Raw genomic sequence first — 16,870 nt, 5'->3', positions numbered from 1 at the left:
CGCGTCTTCAATATATTGACCATCCCACCGCGCTCTCGGTTCCCCCGATTTCACCTTTCGGCAAAATATATTTCATCGATTGCCATTTTTCTATTGACTTGTGTCCAGAATAAGTTATAATTATTTATGGGTATATACCCGTTATTTTTCCTGTTGACTGCTGTTTTCTCATGAAGATGGCAGCCCGCAGAAAAGGGGATAATAGAAAATTAACTGGTGAGCATACACAATGGAAACTCTTTTTCTGGACAGAGGCCACTGTCATCAGGAATAAAATGAGCGAGGGAGGTGTGCAAGATGCCGGCTTTTGATGGAACCGGCCCCTCCGGAAGAGGAAGAAGGACAGGTCACGGCCGCGGATTATGCATCGACAGAACCTCCGGAATGCCGAGACGGCAACGCATTTCACAACCGGGGGCATCTGGCAGTCAAGGTGCGCGTTTTTGGGGCCTCGGCCCCGGGCAAAGACGTGTCCGGAATCCGGGATCTGGCCCGGAACGTGCCTGGAGGCGCCGCCCCCCCCGGTAAGTTAGAACTGGTTGGAAACAACCGTTTTGTTCTGTTGGAAAACAACCATCAACATTGAAAGGAGGAATGAAAATGAACAGAGGTTATTTTGGATACGGCTACGGTAGAGGACGTGGTGCCGGGTTTGGACGTGGTGCCGGGTTTGGACGTGGTGCCGGGTTTGGACGTGGTGCCGGATTTGGACGCGGTGCCGGATTTGGACGCGGATGGGGGCGCGGCCTGGGACTCTGCCGTCAATGGTTCTACAACTACGGGCCCGGCCCCGGAGCCTACCCCCACCTCTCTGATTCCGAAAGAGCGGAACTGCTCAGGATGGAAGCGGATGCACTCCAGGCCGAACTTGATGAAGTAAAACTCGAAATTGATCAACTGGAAAAACCCGCAGATGAATAAGTGTGTGCAAGGGCCGTCGACAGCCATCGGCGGCCCTTTTTTCATCGATTGGCCGGCAACGGTGTACATCATGGGCACTTTTCCCGGCCTGCCCAAACATTGACAAGCGGCTGTTTACTATTATATCTCATTCCGAGCGAGCGGCTGCAGCCTGCCGCGACAGGAAATCCTGACCACTTACTTTCTACTACCAATCACCATTGCAATAACCACCGGAGCAAAGCACAACGTCTCCTATGAGTTCATTTACTTCCATAGCAATGACAACGTAAAAGCATGCCCCCGACCCACTGGAGCAAAGTGCATTCCGATATGTTGCCTCCCAAAATATTTAAATTGTTTAATTATTTTTTTTGTTCCATAACAAATCTGAAGGAAATTGTATTAATTTATCGAATATATTTATAAGTATATTCATATTCTTGCGTTTTCAAAATGACGGCTGGCGATATTTACCGAAGCCCCATGCCGACATTCATGTATAGTTGTATTTATTTAACAGTTTCTATTGTATCTTGCTCTGGGAGGTGATTTTCAGAAAACACGGTAACCGTTGTCCGTGAAGAGTTGTCGTACATGTTCATAAAAGATGTGAGGAAAAAGTAACAAGGAGGTATTTTGATGGCCGTAAAAGAGATTAAAAAAGCTGCCGTTCTTGGCGCAGGAGTGATGGGAGCCACCATTGCCGCTCATCTGGCCAACGTGGGAATCCCGGTTCTCCTGATGGATATCGTCCCCCGGGAGCTGACCCCCGACGAGGAAAAGAAAGGCTTGACCCTGGACAGCCCGGCCGTTCGCAATCGTCTGTCCAATGCGGGTAAAGCTGGGCTGATCAAGAAAAGGCCTGCTCCGATGAATCCTCTCTACAAAAATTCTTCTGCAGAACTGATCTCCGTCGGAAACTTCGAGGATGACATGGAAAAACTGAAGGATGTGGATTGGATCATCGAGGTTATCCTTGAAAATATGGAAATCAAGAAAAAATTGTTCAAGAACCTGGAATCGTACTGGACTCCGGGTACCATCGTTTCTTCCAACACATCGGGGCTTTCCATCAACGAGATGGTCAGTGATTGTTCCGAAAATTTCCGCCGCTATTTCATCGGCACCCACTTCTTCAACCCTCCACGCCACATGAAATTGCTGGAGATAATCCCTTGCCGGGAAACGATCAAAGAAGTGACCGATTACATGCACAATTTCTGCGAGAAATCCTTGGGTAAAGGCGTTGTCTTTGCCAAGGATACCCCCAACTTTGTCGCCAATCGTATCGGAACCTATGCCATGATGTACACCATCAAATTGATGGAGGAGATGGATCTTACCATACCTGAAGTCGATGCCATCACCGGCCCGCCCATGGGCCATCCGAAAACGGCCTCGTTCAAGACCCTTGACTTCGTAGGGTTGGACACCTTTGTCAACGTGGCTAAAACCTGTTTCGATAAATCCGATGATGAGGAAGAGAAAGAAATCATGACCCCGCCGAAGTTCCTGAGCTCGATGCTGGAGAAAAAACTGCTCGGCGACAAGGCCAAACAGGGTTTCTACAAGAAGGAGAGGGTGGAGGGAAAAACCAACAGGTACGTCCTCGATCATAAAACCGTGGAATACATACCTCTGGAGCGGCCCAAAATTGACACCCTGAAAAAGGTCAAGCAAGCCGGTCTGCATAAAGGCTTCAAGCTCCTGCTGGAAACGGATGACACTGCCGGCCAATTTGCCTGGAAACTGACCAAGAAGTTCCTGCAGTACTCGGCCAACCTCATCGGCGAAATCGCCGATGATATTGTCAATATCGACCGGGCCATGCGCTGGGGCTTCAACTGGAAACTTGGTCCCTTTGAAAGCTGGGATGCCATCGGGCTGAAAAACAGCGTCAAGAAGATGAAAGAAGAAGGAGAGGCCATCCCCGCCGTCGTCGAGGAAATGCTGGCCAAGGGATGCAACTCATTCTATCGGGAAGACAACGAGGGCAACCTTTATTTCTACGATATCCGCACCAAGGATTACCAGAAGGTTCCCACCGGAACCGAGAAGGTCGACTTCCCCGTGAAGACTGTCTCCTTCATGGTCAAGGGCAACCGCATCATCGCGGAGAACCCCGATCCCATCAAACTGGATGTCCTGAAGAAACAGAACAAAGTAGTCAAGAGTGTTGACGACGGCAGCCTGATCGATCTCGGTGACGGCATCGTCTGCCTGGAGATGCACGCACCGCAGCAGGCAATCAGCCCCTCCTTTACCGATTTTATCTTCGAAGCAGTGGAGGAAGCGGAGAAAAATTACATCGGGCTGGTCGTCGGTAACGAGGCCGAAAACTACTGCGTGGGTGCCAACGTGGCTCTCGTCATGATGGCAGCCCAGGGCGGGGAATGGGAGATGCTCGAACAGTCGGTCAAAGCATTCCAGGATGCATGCATGGCCCTCAAATACGCAAAAATACCAACGGTGGCGGCGCCCCACGGCATGACGCTTGGCGGTGGAATGGAGATATGTGTCCATTGTGACCGGATCCATGCCGCGGCAGAAACCTATATCGGCCAGGTCGAGATGGGTGTGGGCCTTATCCCCGGCGGCGGCGGCAACAAAGAATTGCTGATCCGTTACATCGAGGGTATCCCTGAAGATATCGGCGGCGTCAACATGCTCCCGCTGGTGCAGAAAGCGTTTGAACATATCGCCATGGCGCGCATTGCCTTCAACGCTTTTGAAGCCAAGGAACTCCGTTATTTCCGTCCCACGGATCGGGTCACCTACAACCTGGATTACCTCATCTATGATGCCAAGCAGACTGCCCTGGCCATGGCCATCGAGGGATATATACCGCCCCGGCCGAAACTGATCAAGGTTCTCGGACGCGACGGTATCGCCGCATTCAAGGCGGGCCTTTACACCATGCTCTGGGGCAAATATATAAGCGAGCACGACATGAAAATTGCCGGCGAGGTCGCCTTTGTCCTGAGCGGCGGAGAGATACTGCCCGGTTCACTGGTCAGCGAACAGTATCTGCTGGATATTGAAAGAGAAGCGTTCCTGCGCCTCTGCGCCGAGGAAAAAACGCATGAACGGATCACTGCCATGCTTACTACCGGCAAGCCACTAAGGAATTAAGGAGGAATAATCAATGAAAGAAGCTGTTATTGTTTCTTGTGTGCGTACTGCTGTCGGCAGGGCACCCCGGGGAACGCTACGTCTCACCCGCCCGGAAGACATGGCCACCGTTGCAGTAAAGGAAGCCCTGTCCCGTGCCAAGGGGGTGGAACCCGCTGAAGTTGGTGATGTCATCCTTGGCTGCTCCTTTCCGGAAGCAGAGCAAGGCATGAACGTGGCCCGGATGGTAGCCCTGCAATCCGGACTGCCTGATTCTGTCCCCGGAATGACCGTCAACCGGTTCTGTTCCTCGGGATTGCAGGCCATAGCCCTGGCCGCCGAAAGAATCATGCTCGGCTATGATGACGTCATGGTCGCCGGAGGCGTGGAGAGCATGAGCCTGGTTCCGATGGGCGGGAACAAACTGACCCCGAATCTGGACCTGGTCAACTACAAGGTCGAGGCCTATACTCCCATGGGCATCACCGCCGAGAACGTGGCCAACCGCTACGGCATCAGCCGGGAAGATCAGGACCATTTTGCCGTACGCAGCCATCAGCGTGCCGCCGCGGCAATCAAGGAAGGCAGGTTCAAGGATGAGATCGTCCCCCTGGAATTGGTGCAACGGACCGTCGGACCCGACAACAAGGTGGTGGAGAACAAATTCGTCTTCGACACCGATGAAGGCGTCCGCCCGGACACCAATTTCGAGGTATTGAGCACGCTCCGCCCCGTATTTGCCGCAGGGGGATCGGTAACCGCCGGAAACTCCTCACAGACCAGCGATGGCGCGGCGGCAGCCGTACTCATGTCGCGTGAAAAGGCAAAGTCCCTGGGACTGAAGCCGATGGCCATCTACCGCGGTTTTGTCGCCGCCGGTTGCAACCCCGACGAGATGGGGGTAGGCCCCTCGGTGGCGATTCCCAAACTGATGGAGTTCACAGGCATGAAGATCGAGGACATAGAACTATTCGAACTCAATGAAGCCTTTGCTTCCCAGGCACTTTACTGCATCCGCAAGCTTGGCCTCAACGATGAGATCACCAACGTCAACGGCGGTGCGGTGGCCCTGGGTCACCCGCTGGGCTGCACGGGCGCCAAACTTACTGCCACGCTCTTGCATGAGATGGCACGTCGGAACAATCGTTTCGGTGTCGTCTCCATGTGTATCGGCGGCGGCATGGGTGCGGCCGGCCTTTTCGAGAGGGAGTAAAGAATGAAACCCCTGTAGCTACGGGAAAAACGCAGCCTCAAGATGATCAAGAAAGGGAGAAGACAACGTCTTCTCCCTTTTTCGGCCCCAAATACATTCCCAGCCAGCATTTAAAACTGCACTTGCCCTCCTTCAATCTTCCTCATCATGCTCGTAGCCGCAGGAAGGGCAAGCACGGGGGCTACCACCCGCCCGGCCCCGTTCATTGTACAGAATATTTCTCCTCCAGCCATGGCGACACCTCTTGCAGGTGACCCTGTCGGATATGGAATAAGATCCACCCTCGATGCGCAGAGCATTCCCCCCGACAATGGCCCCGGTCAACTTCTTCCGGGCACTGGCAAGGATGCGCTGCAGGGTGCTCTGGGCAACGCCCATCTGATCGGCACAGCGACGTTGATCTATCCCCTCCAGATCTTTCAAGCGCAGCGCCTCCAGCTCATCGACGGTTATGATCGTCTCCTTCAAGCGATGCATCGGGGTACCCATGGGCTTGAAATACGTCACCCGGGGCAGATGCCTCACTCTTCTTGGTTTGACCGGTCGTGACACCCTTGTAACACCTCCACTCTTTAATTATATCACAATCCTGCAGCACGAAAACAGCCCTTGAAATTTCAGGGGCGTATCAACCCATAGCCAATTTTCTCTGGCAAGGCATACGCAAAAAAATGGAAGTCGCGTAAACTTTTGAATCGCAAGCATTACCGACCTCCATTTGAAAAGCGCATCCGGGAGGATTCGAACCCCCGGCAAACGGATTGGAAGTTCGCGATTGAAACTCCCGAACTTGTTGTAACTTATCTGATCTTGCTGCATCACACATGGTGGAAGTGTTATCGTAATCTCCTCGAACAGATGGTAAATACATTCAATGCCTGCCATTGGCACAGGTTCGCCCCCCAGGCAATCTACTATATTGAAAAAGGGCAATAATTTACATCTACCCCCCTATTTTACTTATTATGCCTCGGATTACATTACAGGGCAGGAGAAAACAGCATCGATATGGAAGCAAACAACATCAGAAAGCAACCGTGTCATAAAACAATTCAAATTCAGGGGGACAGGAGGATTCAGGATGATCGGCAAGTACAAGAAAGTTATCTCATGGTGTCTGCTTTTTATCATGGTAGTGGTGCTTTCCGGTATCGGCAATATATCCTTTGCTTCCGAGGTGGTGGATATACCGGATCCCAAGCTAAAGAACGTAATTTTGCATAAATTGGGAAGATCTAGCGGTGATGTTACAAAGGCAGAGATGGAATCATTTTCTCAAATATTTATTCCGGGCGATCAAGGAATAGTGGACTTGACCGGCCTTGAATATGCAACCAATTTGGATTACATTCAACTAACGGACAACCAGATCACTGATATCGCGGCTCTTTCCGGCCTGAACAAGTTGGAGAAACTTTACTTATATAACAACCAGATCACTGATATCGCGGCTCTTTCCGGCCTGACAGGGTTAAAGTCGCTCGGCCTGAGTGGCAACCAAGTTGCTGACATCGCGGCTCTTTCCGGCCTGAACAATTTGCGGGAGCTTTACTTGAGCAACAACCAGATTGCTGATATCCCGGATCTTTCCGACCTGACTGTTTTGAAGTGGCTTTACTTGGAAAACAACCAGATTGCTGATATCTCGGGTCTTGCCGGCCTGCCCAGCTTGCGTGAGCTTCGCCTGGGCGAAAACTACCTGGATATAACTGATGGCAGCCCCACGATGATAATTATTAACTCCTTCATAGGCGCTAATGTAGGGGTTTATTATGAACCGCAGAAAGTGTACATACCGGATGCCAACCTGAAGGCTGCGATTCTGGAGGCATTGGAAAAATCTGTTGATGATATCATAACAACCGCTGACATGGAGGAGCTAACTGAATTATATGCGTATAATTGCAGAATTGTTGAATTGACCGGTCTTGAATATGCAACCAATCTGGAGGAGCTTGACCTATACGACAACCAGATCGGTGATATTTCTGCTCTTTCCGGTTTGGCCAACCTGGAGACACTTACTCTTGGCGACAACCAGATCACCGATGTTTCCGCTCTTTCTGGCTTGACCAAATTGTTTGATCTTTACCTGAGCGGCAACCAGATCAGTGATATTTCTGCTCTCTCCGGTTTGACCAACGTGGGAAATCTTGCTCTTGGCGACAACCAGATCACTGATATTTCTGCTCTTTCCGGGCTAACCAATCTGGAGTGCCTTTACATGGACAACAACCAGATCAGCGATATTTCTGATCTTTCCGAGCTGACCGACTTGAGGCGGCTTCACCTGAATGACAACCAGATCATCGATATCTCTGTTCTTTCCGGTTTGACCAACCTGGAAGATCTTCGCCTGAACGACAACCGGATCAGCGATATTTCTGTTCTTTCCAACCTGACCGATTTCTACAGGATTGACCTGGGCAACAACCAGATCGATGATATTTCCGCTCTTTCCGATATGACCGGGTTGGGGCGGCTTTACTTGAACGACAACCGGATCAGCGATATTTCTGCTCTTTCCGATATGACCAATTTGTGGTGCCTTGTCCTGGACGATAACCGGATCATCGATATTTCTCCTCTTTCCGGTTTGGCCGAGTTGACTCAGCTTCACCTGAACGACAACCGGATCAGCGATATTTCTGCTCTTTCCGATATGACCGACTTGTACTACCTTTACCTGAGTTACAATTATCTGGATATAACTGATGGCAGCCCCACGATGACAATTATCAACTCCTTGATGGATGCCGGTGTGGATGTTGAATATGAACCACAGAAAGTCTACATACCGGATCCCAACCTGGAAGCCGCGATTCGGGATGAATTGAGTAAACCTGTTGATTATATTGTAACGACTGCTGATATGGAGTCGTTAACCGGGGAGTTAAATGCTGAAAATCGTGAAATTGAAAACCTGACTGGCCTTGAATATGCAACCAATCTGGATTACCTTATCTTGAACGGCAACCTGATCAGCGACATTTCTCCTCTTTCCGATCTGACCAATCTGTGGTCGCTAGACCTGGGCGGCAACCGGATCATCGATATTTCTGCTCTTTCCGGTTTGACCGATTTGGTGTGGCTTGGATTGGATGAGAACCAGATCAGTGATATTTCTCCTCTTTCCGATCTGACCAACCTGGAGTATCTCTGGTCAGGCATCAACCAGATCAGCGATATTTCTGCTCTTTCCAGGTTGACCGACCTGGAGATACTTTACCTGGATAGCAACCAGATCAGTGACATTTCTGCTCTTTCCGCTTTGACCAAATTGCGTGTGCTTGACCTGTACGACAACCGGATCAATGATATTTCTGATCTTTCCGGTTTGACCAACTTGTATGGCCTTGAGCTGGGCTCCAACCAGATTGACGACATTTCTGCTCTTTCTGACCTGTCCAAATTGTATAGACTTGACCTGAGCGACAACCGGATCAGTGATATTTCTGTTCTTTCCGAGCTGACCAACCTCGAGTACCTTTGGTCAGGCATCAACCGGATCAATGATATTTCTCCTCTTTCCAATTTGACCAAATTGTACAGCCTTGAGCTGGGCTCCAACCAGATTGACGACATTTCTGCTCTTTCCGACCTGTCCAAATTGTATAGACTCGACCTGAGCGACAACCAGATCACTGATATTGAAGCTCTTTCCGAGCTGACCGATTTGGAATGGCTTTCCCTCCGGGACAACCGGATCAGCGATATTTCTGATCTTTCCGGTTTGACCAACCTCGAGTACCTTTGGTTAGGCATCAACCAGATCACTGATATTTCTCCTCTTTCCAATTTGACCAAATTGTACAACCTTGAGCTAAACTTCAACCAGATCAGTGATATCTCTGCTCTTTCCGACCTGTCCAAATTGTATAGACTTGACCTGAGCTACAACCAGATCACCGATATTGAAGCTATTTCCGGGCTGACCGATTTGGAATGGCTTTCCCTCCGGGACAACCAGATCAGCGATATCTCTGCTCTTTCAGGTCTAACCGACCTGGGGTGGCTTGACATAAGATACAACGGTCTTGACCTGGCACCGGATAGTGAAACAATGTTATTGATTCAAACGTTGATTGATAGAGATGTACTGGTATTGTATCTTTCCTACGGGGACCTTACCGGCGATGGAAAAGTCAATGTCAGCGATGCCATATTGGTATTAAGATACATTGTTAATTTAGTGGACTTGACGGAAGTTGAAATAGAAACCGCCGATGTTAACGGAGATGGCGAAATCACTGTTCAGGACGCCATACTGATCCTGCGTTACATTGTGGGCTTGATAGATAAATTTCCGGTAGAGTAAGGATTATAGATCTGTAAATCGTGCAAGGGGTCGGTTCTTCTGTGTTAACAGGTGCTGTTGTTTTCTTTCCGGAAGGAATGATGCAAAGAACCGGCCCTCCACGTGTGTAGAACAAGGGTTTCACATCGATGCCGGTGAAAATCCCTTGGGATGTTACCGCAAAGGCACGACTTTTCTTCCGGCGTAATTTCCAAAATCAAGACGAAAACTTTCATATACATCAGTGGGATTGCTGCTCTGAACATTCATAGAAACAACGAAACGAGCAGAGATTGGCATCCCCGAAAGGCAAGGGAAGACGACTGCAGGGAAAGCAAAGATGAGAGAGGTTTAAATTGATTTGAGAGGATAGAGGTTGAAGGAGAGGTTCTGGAGGGAGTGTGGGTGGCAAACCATTACAGGGCTCTGGCGGATATGTTCCGGGAAAGTGTAAACAAAAGAAAGATCAACATGCCAAGGCATTCGGTAAATGATTTCCTGGATGGGGATACCAAAGGGTTGTTGGAGTATATTTACTTTTTGAGCATAGAAGATGAAACCACAAAATTGGTATGCATACATGAGTTTGGAAGAGAGGTAGTAGAAAGATGGTTGACAAAAAGTAGCATGGAAAAGTAATGGATTTATTTTTATCATACTTGACAGGCAGAGAAGGGATCATTCCCATGGGCGGGACTGCTTTGATGTCCCAAACAGCCTGGCTGTTTGGGATCGGACCGTCAAAAAATCACTTTATCCATTGTGATAAATCGGTACCGGTAGATACATTATGCAAAAAGAAGACAACTGAACAGCGGGTGAAAAATCCGCCGGCCCCATTTCAAGCCCATGAACAACGGATTATGCATCCGATACTCATTTCCGGGGCGTGTGTATAAAAAAATGGAAGTCCCCTAAACCCTTGTACCGCAAGTGTTTATGACTTCCATTCAAGGTGGCGCGCCTGGAAGGATTCGAACCCTCGACAAACGGATTAGAAGTCCGCTACTCTATCCCCTGAGTTACAGGCGCACGCAGGTATAACTTATTTTTCAATTATATTATAATGCCATGTGTCGTCAATTTCAAGCGGGCCTGCTTGATGCAGGCCCGCGGTTATTTCCAGGACATCACGCCGCATTTTTACGGAGTTCGCGCCGGGATGCCAACCTTGACGCTCTATCCGGACACGCCCGGGCGAAAAGCCCGTGCATACCGTATATTTTTACCATTCCGACGTTCAACTATACCCGTTCCCAGATGGTGGCATTGGCGTTCCCGAATGCACCGCAGAGGGCAGCGAGTCCGTATTTTACGTCTGCCTTGTCCGTTTTCATGATATTGTTCAGGGTGACGACGATTCTGGCTCCCGATTGCCCCAAAGGGTGTCCCAGGGCCAGGGCGCCGCCCCAGATGTTGGTCTTCTCGAAGGGGGCATTTTCTTCGATGCCCAGTTCCCTCACACAGACCAGCGACTGGCTGGCAAAGGCTTCGTTCAGCTCGACCACACCCATATCGTCCATGGTCAGGTTGGCCCTTTCCAGTACCTTCCTTACAGCGGAGATGGGCCCGATACCCATGACGGTGGGGTCACAGCCGGCCATCGCTCCTGCTCTGTACTTGAGGTGATAGGAGCAGCCGAGTTCATCCGCCTTCTCCCTGCTCATGAGTATGAGCGCACAGGCTCCCTGGGTCAGCGGGGAAGAAAGTGCAGCGGTGATAACCCCACCCGGTTTGAACGGTGAAACCATCGTGGACATGGCTTCTATGGAGATATTTTCCCTGATCATCTGGTCCCGGTCAACCATGAATGTGGTACCGTCTTCCTTCTCGCCTTCCACGGGCACGATTTCATTGTCAAATTTCCCCGCATCGCGAGCAGCCGCCGCTTTTGTATGGCTGTAATATGCCATCTGCTCCATGTCATCGCGGGAAACATTCCACTGCTCGGCTACTTTTTCCGCTGTTGCTCCCATGGGCAACTCGTCAGGCGGATATATGGCCGCCAGCCTGGGCGGGAAATCGGCGCCCATACCCATGGGGATATTGAGCATGTCTTCCACGCCGCCGGCAATGTAGATTTCTCCTTCACCGCACATGATGGCCCGGGCAGCATGTTCTATGGCCGACATTCCCGAGGGGCATTGCTGGCCGATGCTGTTTGTGGCCACGGAATGGGGGTACCCGGCCGCCAGCCAGGCCAGCCTGGCGATGTCGTAGGTCATTCCCGTCTGGTTGGCCGTTCCAATAAAAACGGCTTCCACCTCCTCGGGTTTAACCTGGGGATTTCTCTCGAAGAGGGCATCATAAACCGCCGTTAGCAATTCATCGGGCCGCCTGTTCTTGAACCAGCCTTTTTCACGATGGGCCCTGGTGTTGGCCGATCTCATTCCGTCTACGATTACACATTCCTTCATTACCTATCTCTCCTTTTATTTATTTATTTTCCCGGATCCGGCTTCGTTCCCTGACTGACAGCGTGGCTGAAGAAGCCCGAGGAGACGAAAGGCCGTACCCAAAAAATCAAAGCAATTACAATATTATAAATATTCTTTACAAAATGGTTTTTTCCTTTAAATAATAGTCATATTTAGCATTTTATTTAAGAATCACGATACCTTGAGGGATACATGTTTCAAAGTATGCTAAAATCAGGGTGGGAATGCGGTTGGAAGAGAAAAAAGTGCATTTGAAAGGAAACGAGATATGCCCTCGTCAGGCAATACATTCAAGATCGATGGGGTTGAGAGATTCAACAGCGGCACGATAGATGGAACGGGAAGGCCCCGGGGAACGAAAAAGGCAAACAAAAAGAAAAAAGGCGGCAGGGCCTGGATTTTTCCGGTACTGTTGATCCTTTTACTGCTCACAATATTTTATTATTACAAACATGAGACGGGGGAGATAGCGGCCCGGGCCGATGAGTTCATGGTTCTGGTCAATGCCGGAGAAATCGATGCAGCCCGGGTTATGATGGCCGCCGGGAAGAAAGGGCTCGATGGTTTACACGAGCTGATGGAAAGAGAATCAATAGCTTACAGACAGATAAATACTTCTTATCTGCTGGGCATTCTGAAAGGGGCAGCCGAGGTGTTGCTGGCCCAGGGTGATGCGGAGTTCACGGTCAGGTTGAATATGGTTCGCGAGAACGGGTCGTGGATGGTGTCCGTGCTGCCACCCATTGATATTCTGTATGGAGCATTTGTCATCGAAGAAAACCCTCTCGTCCTGCGTGTCTTGTATCGGGGCGAGAAGCGCAGGTACCGCCTCGGGGAGAAAGTCGGAGCAGAATACGGGGATGTCGTTTACATGCTTGTCCTGGATGACAGTATTCTCACGGTGGAGAAGGCGGAACGGATGCCCATCTCACGGGTGATGGTCAGGAACAGCACGGAGATCGAAGGCGAGCAGGAGGGGCTTTTCCCGCTCTACACCGCCGGTGGGCCGGAAGTATATCTGCTCGACCGTGATAAGAAATCGGCGGAATGCGGCCGATCCTCGGACCTGATCGTGGGCAGCTCGGGCATCTCATTTTACCTGCTCGGGAAGAAGATTCTGGCAGCAACGGTTGACGGGCATTTCAAGCCCGGTGAAATACGCGTGGTCTTGAATGATTCCTCGGGGGAGAACCTTTATCACCGGGAAGTCCGCATATCCGCTGCAACGGCGTTCAGGATGGCGGAACCCGGAAAGGAAAGCAAGGGAACGGGTAAACAGGGGGAAGCGGGCGAGGGTGATGACGGGAAGAAGGATGGAGATGGGGACGAAGAGAGTGAAAGTGAGGAAAGCAACGGCACGGGGAACGGAGAAAGCAGGCCGGAAACGTTCACCATTCCCGCCAATAGACAGGTAACGATACGTTCATCTCCGGATGGAATAGCGGTTCTTCTGCCGGGAGGGGAGGAGGCCATCTTTGATCGACGCATCCTGTTAAGTCCGGTGGAAGAAGAACAGGGGTGTTTTTTCATCGCTGCTTCACACCGGGAAACCCGGGGCGAATATGCCCCTGCCTACCGGGGCAACCTGGATATCTTTGCAGGAAGCGAGGGGCTGGTCGTGGTCAACGAGCTGCCCCTGGAAGATTATCTGCGGGCGGTGGTACCCGGCGAGATGCCCTCTTCTTTTGGCCTTGAGGCCTTGAAAGCGCAGGCGATCGTATCCCGCTCCTATGCTTATCGCCAGATCATGGAGAGCCGTTATCACGCCGTCGGAGCACACGTGGATGACAGCATTGCTTCACAGGTGTACAACCTCGGGCCGGGAGACAGCCTTGCCGATCAGGCCATCGGGGAAACAAAAGGGCTGGTGCCTTTTCATGACAACGAGCCTATCGAGGCCTTTTTCTTTTCCACTTCTTGCGGTTGCACGGCCAACCCTGAAGAAGTATGGACCACACCGGAAGTCGGTTTTCCCGGGAACAGGATGCCCTATCTGTTCGCTCGGTCACAGATCCCCGGGGAGGTTCTTGAACTATCTTCCGAGGAAGACCTGATGGCATTCATCGATGAAACCGGTTATGAAGGGGCGTATGACCGCGATGCCCCTTTCTTCCGCTGGAAGATCACGATGAGCAGCCATGATTTTGAAGAGATCGTCAGGCACAATCTGGGAGAACAGTACCGGCGCCGTCCCGATCTGGTACTGACCGGGGAAGGGCAAGATTTCGTATCCAGGGAAATACCGGAGGACGCTCCGGGCAAGCTTCTGGGCATCCGCACGTTGCAACGCGGCGCCGGGGGGAACATGATGGTCTTGGAAATCGAAGGAACGCGGGGAACCTACCGACTTGTCAGCGAATATACGATCCGTTTCACGATCCGGCCGATTCAGTACCGCAGCGGGGCCAACCCGATAATTCTACGAAGGGGCGATGGCACGCAGATCGAAAATTTCAATGTCCTGCCCAGCGCTTTTGCTTATCTGGATACGGTTCCGGACGGGGACGGGGGAATCCGTGAGATCAGAATCAGTGGCGGCGGCTACGGCCATGGCGTGGGATTGAGCCAGAACGGGGCCAGGGGCATGGCCGAAAAAGGGTTTGACTTTGTACAGATCATCGAACATTATTATCCCGGTACACAGTTGCATCGTGTTCATGAATGATGGACACGCGGATGATATTTTCGAGGTACAGCATGGTGTAATATACAGTGGAATCTTCTTTCATGCCAGGGGCATGAGAAACTCTACATTTGAATATCTCCAAGGCGCCGGTCAAAGAAGAACCGGCGCCTCTGAGAATCCTCCCCCTGCACATGCAGGCTTATACTCCTTGCAGTACAGGAAAATCATATATCAACTTCACAATGTAACGTAGAATCAGTATCGCATCCTGGACATTGACTTGAGCATCCCCGTTAACATCGGCGACTGCTCTCTGAGTCGGCGTTAACTTCATCAGGTCCACAACACTTCTCAGCAACCATATGGCGTCGTTGACGTCAACCTTGCTATCTCCTGTAAGATCGCCGAATGAAATATATATTACTGTTGCATCTCTGTCAATCAACTCATTGATCAGAAACATCGTTTCACTGCCTGCGGTTATATCCAAAGAATTGTAACGCAGGTCAATCCTTTTCAGGTTGGTCAGGTCGGAAAGAACCGAGATATTGCTGATCCGGTTATACGATATGTCAAGATTATGCAAGTTGGTCAAAGCGGACAGAAAAGAGATATCACCGAGCCCGGCATCCTTCAAGAAAAGCACCTCCAGGTTTTTCAAACCGGAAATAACGAGGATGTTGCTGATCTTGTTGTGGCTCAGATCAAGACCCCACAGGTTGCTCAAACAGGGAAGAACGGAAATATCGCTGATCCGGTTGTTGTCCAGATCAAGAATCTCCAGCTTTCCCAAACCGGAAAGGGCGGAGATATCGCTGATCTGGTTGTCCCACAGGTAAAGCTCCTCCAGCTTTTTCAAACCGGAAAGAGCGTCAATTCCACTGATCCGGTTGTTGTACAGTTCAAGGACTACCAGATTTTTCAAACCGGAAAGAGCAGAGATATCGTTGATACGGTTTCGCCCCAGGCAAAGCCCCCTCAGGTTGGTCAACGTGGAAAGAGGCAAGGTATTGCTGATCCGGTTATCCCAAAGTTCAAGCCACTCCAGGCCGACCAAGCCGGAGAGAGCAGAAACACTTTCGATCTGGTTGCCCCACAGGTAAAGGCTCGACAGGCTGCTCAAGCCGGAAAGGGCGTCGATACTGCTGACCCGGTTGCTGTTCAGGTCAAGGGTTTTCAGGTTTTTCAAACCGGAAAGGGCAGAAATATCGCTTATATGGTTACTTCCCAGATCAAGATTTTTAAGGTCGGTCAAGCCGGAAAGAGGGGAAATATCGCTGATACGGTTGCCCGACAGGTAAAGTATCTCCATTTTTTTCAAGCGGGAAAGGGAGGAAATATCACTTATTTCGTTGTTCCGCAGGTAAAGTTCCTCCAGGTTGGTTGCACATTCAAGACCGGTTATGTCAGATATTTCACTGTCGTACGCATTCAAATTGGTCAACAATTCCATATCCGCCTCTGTGATGTCACCGGCCGGTTTCCCCAATTCCTCACGGATCGCTTCCTCCAATTTTTTATCAGGTATGTTTACCGCTTCGTAAGCTAAGGAAATGTTGCCAACACCGGAAAACACCGCCAGCGTGATCAGTAGCAGACCCCATGAATAAATTTTCTTGTATTTCCCGATCATCCGAAACCCCCCTGTCTCCCTTGAATTTGGTTCGATCCATGATACGGTCACTTTCCGCTCGTATCTATTTCTACGTTATTCCCTTCTTTCCTGTATGGACATAAAATAAATAACCCATCTGCTACCCGGATCGAAAATTGCCATATCAGCGGTAAAAATCACGTTGATCTGCGGTTCTGTTCCCCATTGTTTGAACATCGAGAAGGCGCCGATCAAAGAAGAACCGGCGCCCCTGGAAATATTTCCCCGCGCTTGCAGGCTTGTATCCCTTACAGCGCCGGAAACTCACCTATCAAGCCCACAATGTAACGCAGAATCAGTATCGCATCCTGAACAGTAACCTTGCCATCCCCGTTGACATCGGCGGCCACCTCCTGATTCAGTGACAACTCCGCCAGGTTCACAATACTTCTCAGCAACCATATGGCGTCGTTGACGTCAACCTTGCTATCTCCTGTAAGATCCCCCAATTCGAGATATATTACTCTTATATCTTTGGCGATCAACTGCTGGATCAGCAGCATCGTTGGACTGCCTGCGGTTATATCCAAAGAATTGTAACGCAGGTCAAACCATCCCGGTTCGGTCAAGCCGGAGAGGGGCGAAATATCGCTGATCAGGTTATGGCTCAGGTCGAGGTCCCACAGTT

The 16,870-nt window shown here is 50.5% G+C and carries 11 protein-coding genes and 1 tRNA gene; 7 read left to right on the top strand and 5 right to left on the bottom strand.

Annotation, left to right across the window (positions count from 1 at the left end; genetic code table 11):
• Nucleotides 1–297: 297 nt before the first annotated feature.
• The 4 genes from GX364_04575 (at nucleotide 298) to GX364_04560 (ending at nucleotide 5,227) form a co-directional block, all read left to right on the top strand.
• A complete protein-coding gene (locus GX364_04575) occupies nucleotides 298–528 on the top strand; it encodes a DUF5320 family protein (protein ID NLI70121.1) in 231 nt (76 codons plus the stop codon).
• Nucleotides 529–594: 66 nt separating this feature from the next.
• Nucleotides 595–921 (top strand): DUF5320 family protein, encoded by a 327-nt coding sequence (locus GX364_04570; GenBank protein NLI70120.1) that lies wholly within the window; start codon nucleotides 595–597, stop codon nucleotides 919–921.
• A 621-nt stretch (nucleotides 922–1,542) separates the two neighbouring features.
• Nucleotides 1,543–4,035 carry a 3-hydroxyacyl-CoA dehydrogenase gene (locus GX364_04565; protein ID NLI70119.1) on the top strand — a complete coding sequence of 831 codons (2,493 nt, stop codon included), beginning with the start codon at nucleotides 1,543–1,545 and terminating at the stop codon, nucleotides 4,033–4,035.
• A gap of 13 nt (nucleotides 4,036–4,048) precedes the next feature.
• On the top strand, nucleotides 4,049–5,227 hold the full coding sequence (locus GX364_04560; protein ID NLI70118.1) for an acetyl-CoA C-acyltransferase: 1,179 nt from the start codon (nucleotides 4,049–4,051) through the stop codon (nucleotides 5,225–5,227).
• 132 nt (nucleotides 5,228–5,359) lie between these two features.
• Here GX364_04560 and GX364_04555 read toward each other — a convergent pair whose 3' ends face one another.
• Nucleotides 5,360–5,779 carry a DUF134 domain-containing protein gene (locus GX364_04555; GenBank protein NLI70117.1) on the bottom strand — a complete coding sequence of 140 codons (420 nt, stop codon included), beginning with the start codon at nucleotides 5,777–5,779 and terminating at the stop codon, nucleotides 5,360–5,362.
• Nucleotides 5,780–6,308: 529 nt separating this feature from the next.
• On the opposite strand from GX364_04555, the gene GX364_04550 reads away from it, so the two are divergent.
• Together GX364_04550 and GX364_04545 are read left to right on the top strand one after the other, a co-directional pair.
• The gene (locus GX364_04550; protein ID NLI70116.1) at nucleotides 6,309–9,545 is read left to right on the top strand and encodes a hypothetical protein; all 3,237 of its coding nucleotides are present in this window, start codon (nucleotides 6,309–6,311) and stop codon (nucleotides 9,543–9,545) included.
• Between the two features lie 384 nt (nucleotides 9,546–9,929).
• Nucleotides 9,930–10,163, top strand: coding sequence for a hypothetical protein (locus tag GX364_04545; GenBank protein NLI70115.1), 234 nt, complete (start codon nucleotides 9,930–9,932; stop codon nucleotides 10,161–10,163).
• Nucleotides 10,164–10,480: 317 nt separating this feature from the next.
• On the opposite strand, the gene GX364_04540 is transcribed toward GX364_04545, so the two are convergent.
• Nucleotides 10,481–10,556 (bottom strand) — tRNA-Arg (locus GX364_04540).
• 212 nt (nucleotides 10,557–10,768) lie between these two features.
• Nucleotides 10,769–11,941 (bottom strand): thiolase family protein, encoded by a 1,173-nt coding sequence (locus GX364_04535; protein ID NLI70114.1) that lies wholly within the window; start codon nucleotides 11,939–11,941, stop codon nucleotides 10,769–10,771.
• Nucleotides 11,942–12,230: 289 nt separating this feature from the next.
• On the opposite strand from GX364_04535, the gene GX364_04530 reads away from it, so the two are divergent.
• Complete coding sequence (locus GX364_04530) at nucleotides 12,231–14,627, top strand: SpoIID/LytB domain-containing protein (GenBank protein NLI70113.1); 2,397 nt, start codon at nucleotides 12,231–12,233, stop codon at nucleotides 14,625–14,627.
• A 160-nt stretch (nucleotides 14,628–14,787) separates the two neighbouring features.
• Here GX364_04530 and GX364_04525 read toward each other — a convergent pair whose 3' ends face one another.
• Both GX364_04525 and GX364_04520 read right to left on the bottom strand, forming a co-directional pair.
• Complete coding sequence (locus GX364_04525) at nucleotides 14,788–16,221, bottom strand: leucine-rich repeat domain-containing protein (protein NLI70112.1); 1,434 nt, start codon at nucleotides 16,219–16,221, stop codon at nucleotides 14,788–14,790.
• A gap of 269 nt (nucleotides 16,222–16,490) precedes the next feature.
• Nucleotides 16,491–16,870, bottom strand: a 380-nt coding sequence (locus GX364_04520; protein NLI70111.1) for a hypothetical protein, incomplete at its 5' end; no start/stop codon positions are given.

Source organism: Bacillota bacterium (assembly GCA_012518215.1).
Lineage (GTDB): Bacteria > Bacillota > Dethiobacteria > DTU022 > PWGO01 > JAAYSV01.
Note: the sequence above shows the minus strand (reverse complement) of the source record. Positions and strands in the feature narration are given on the sequence as shown.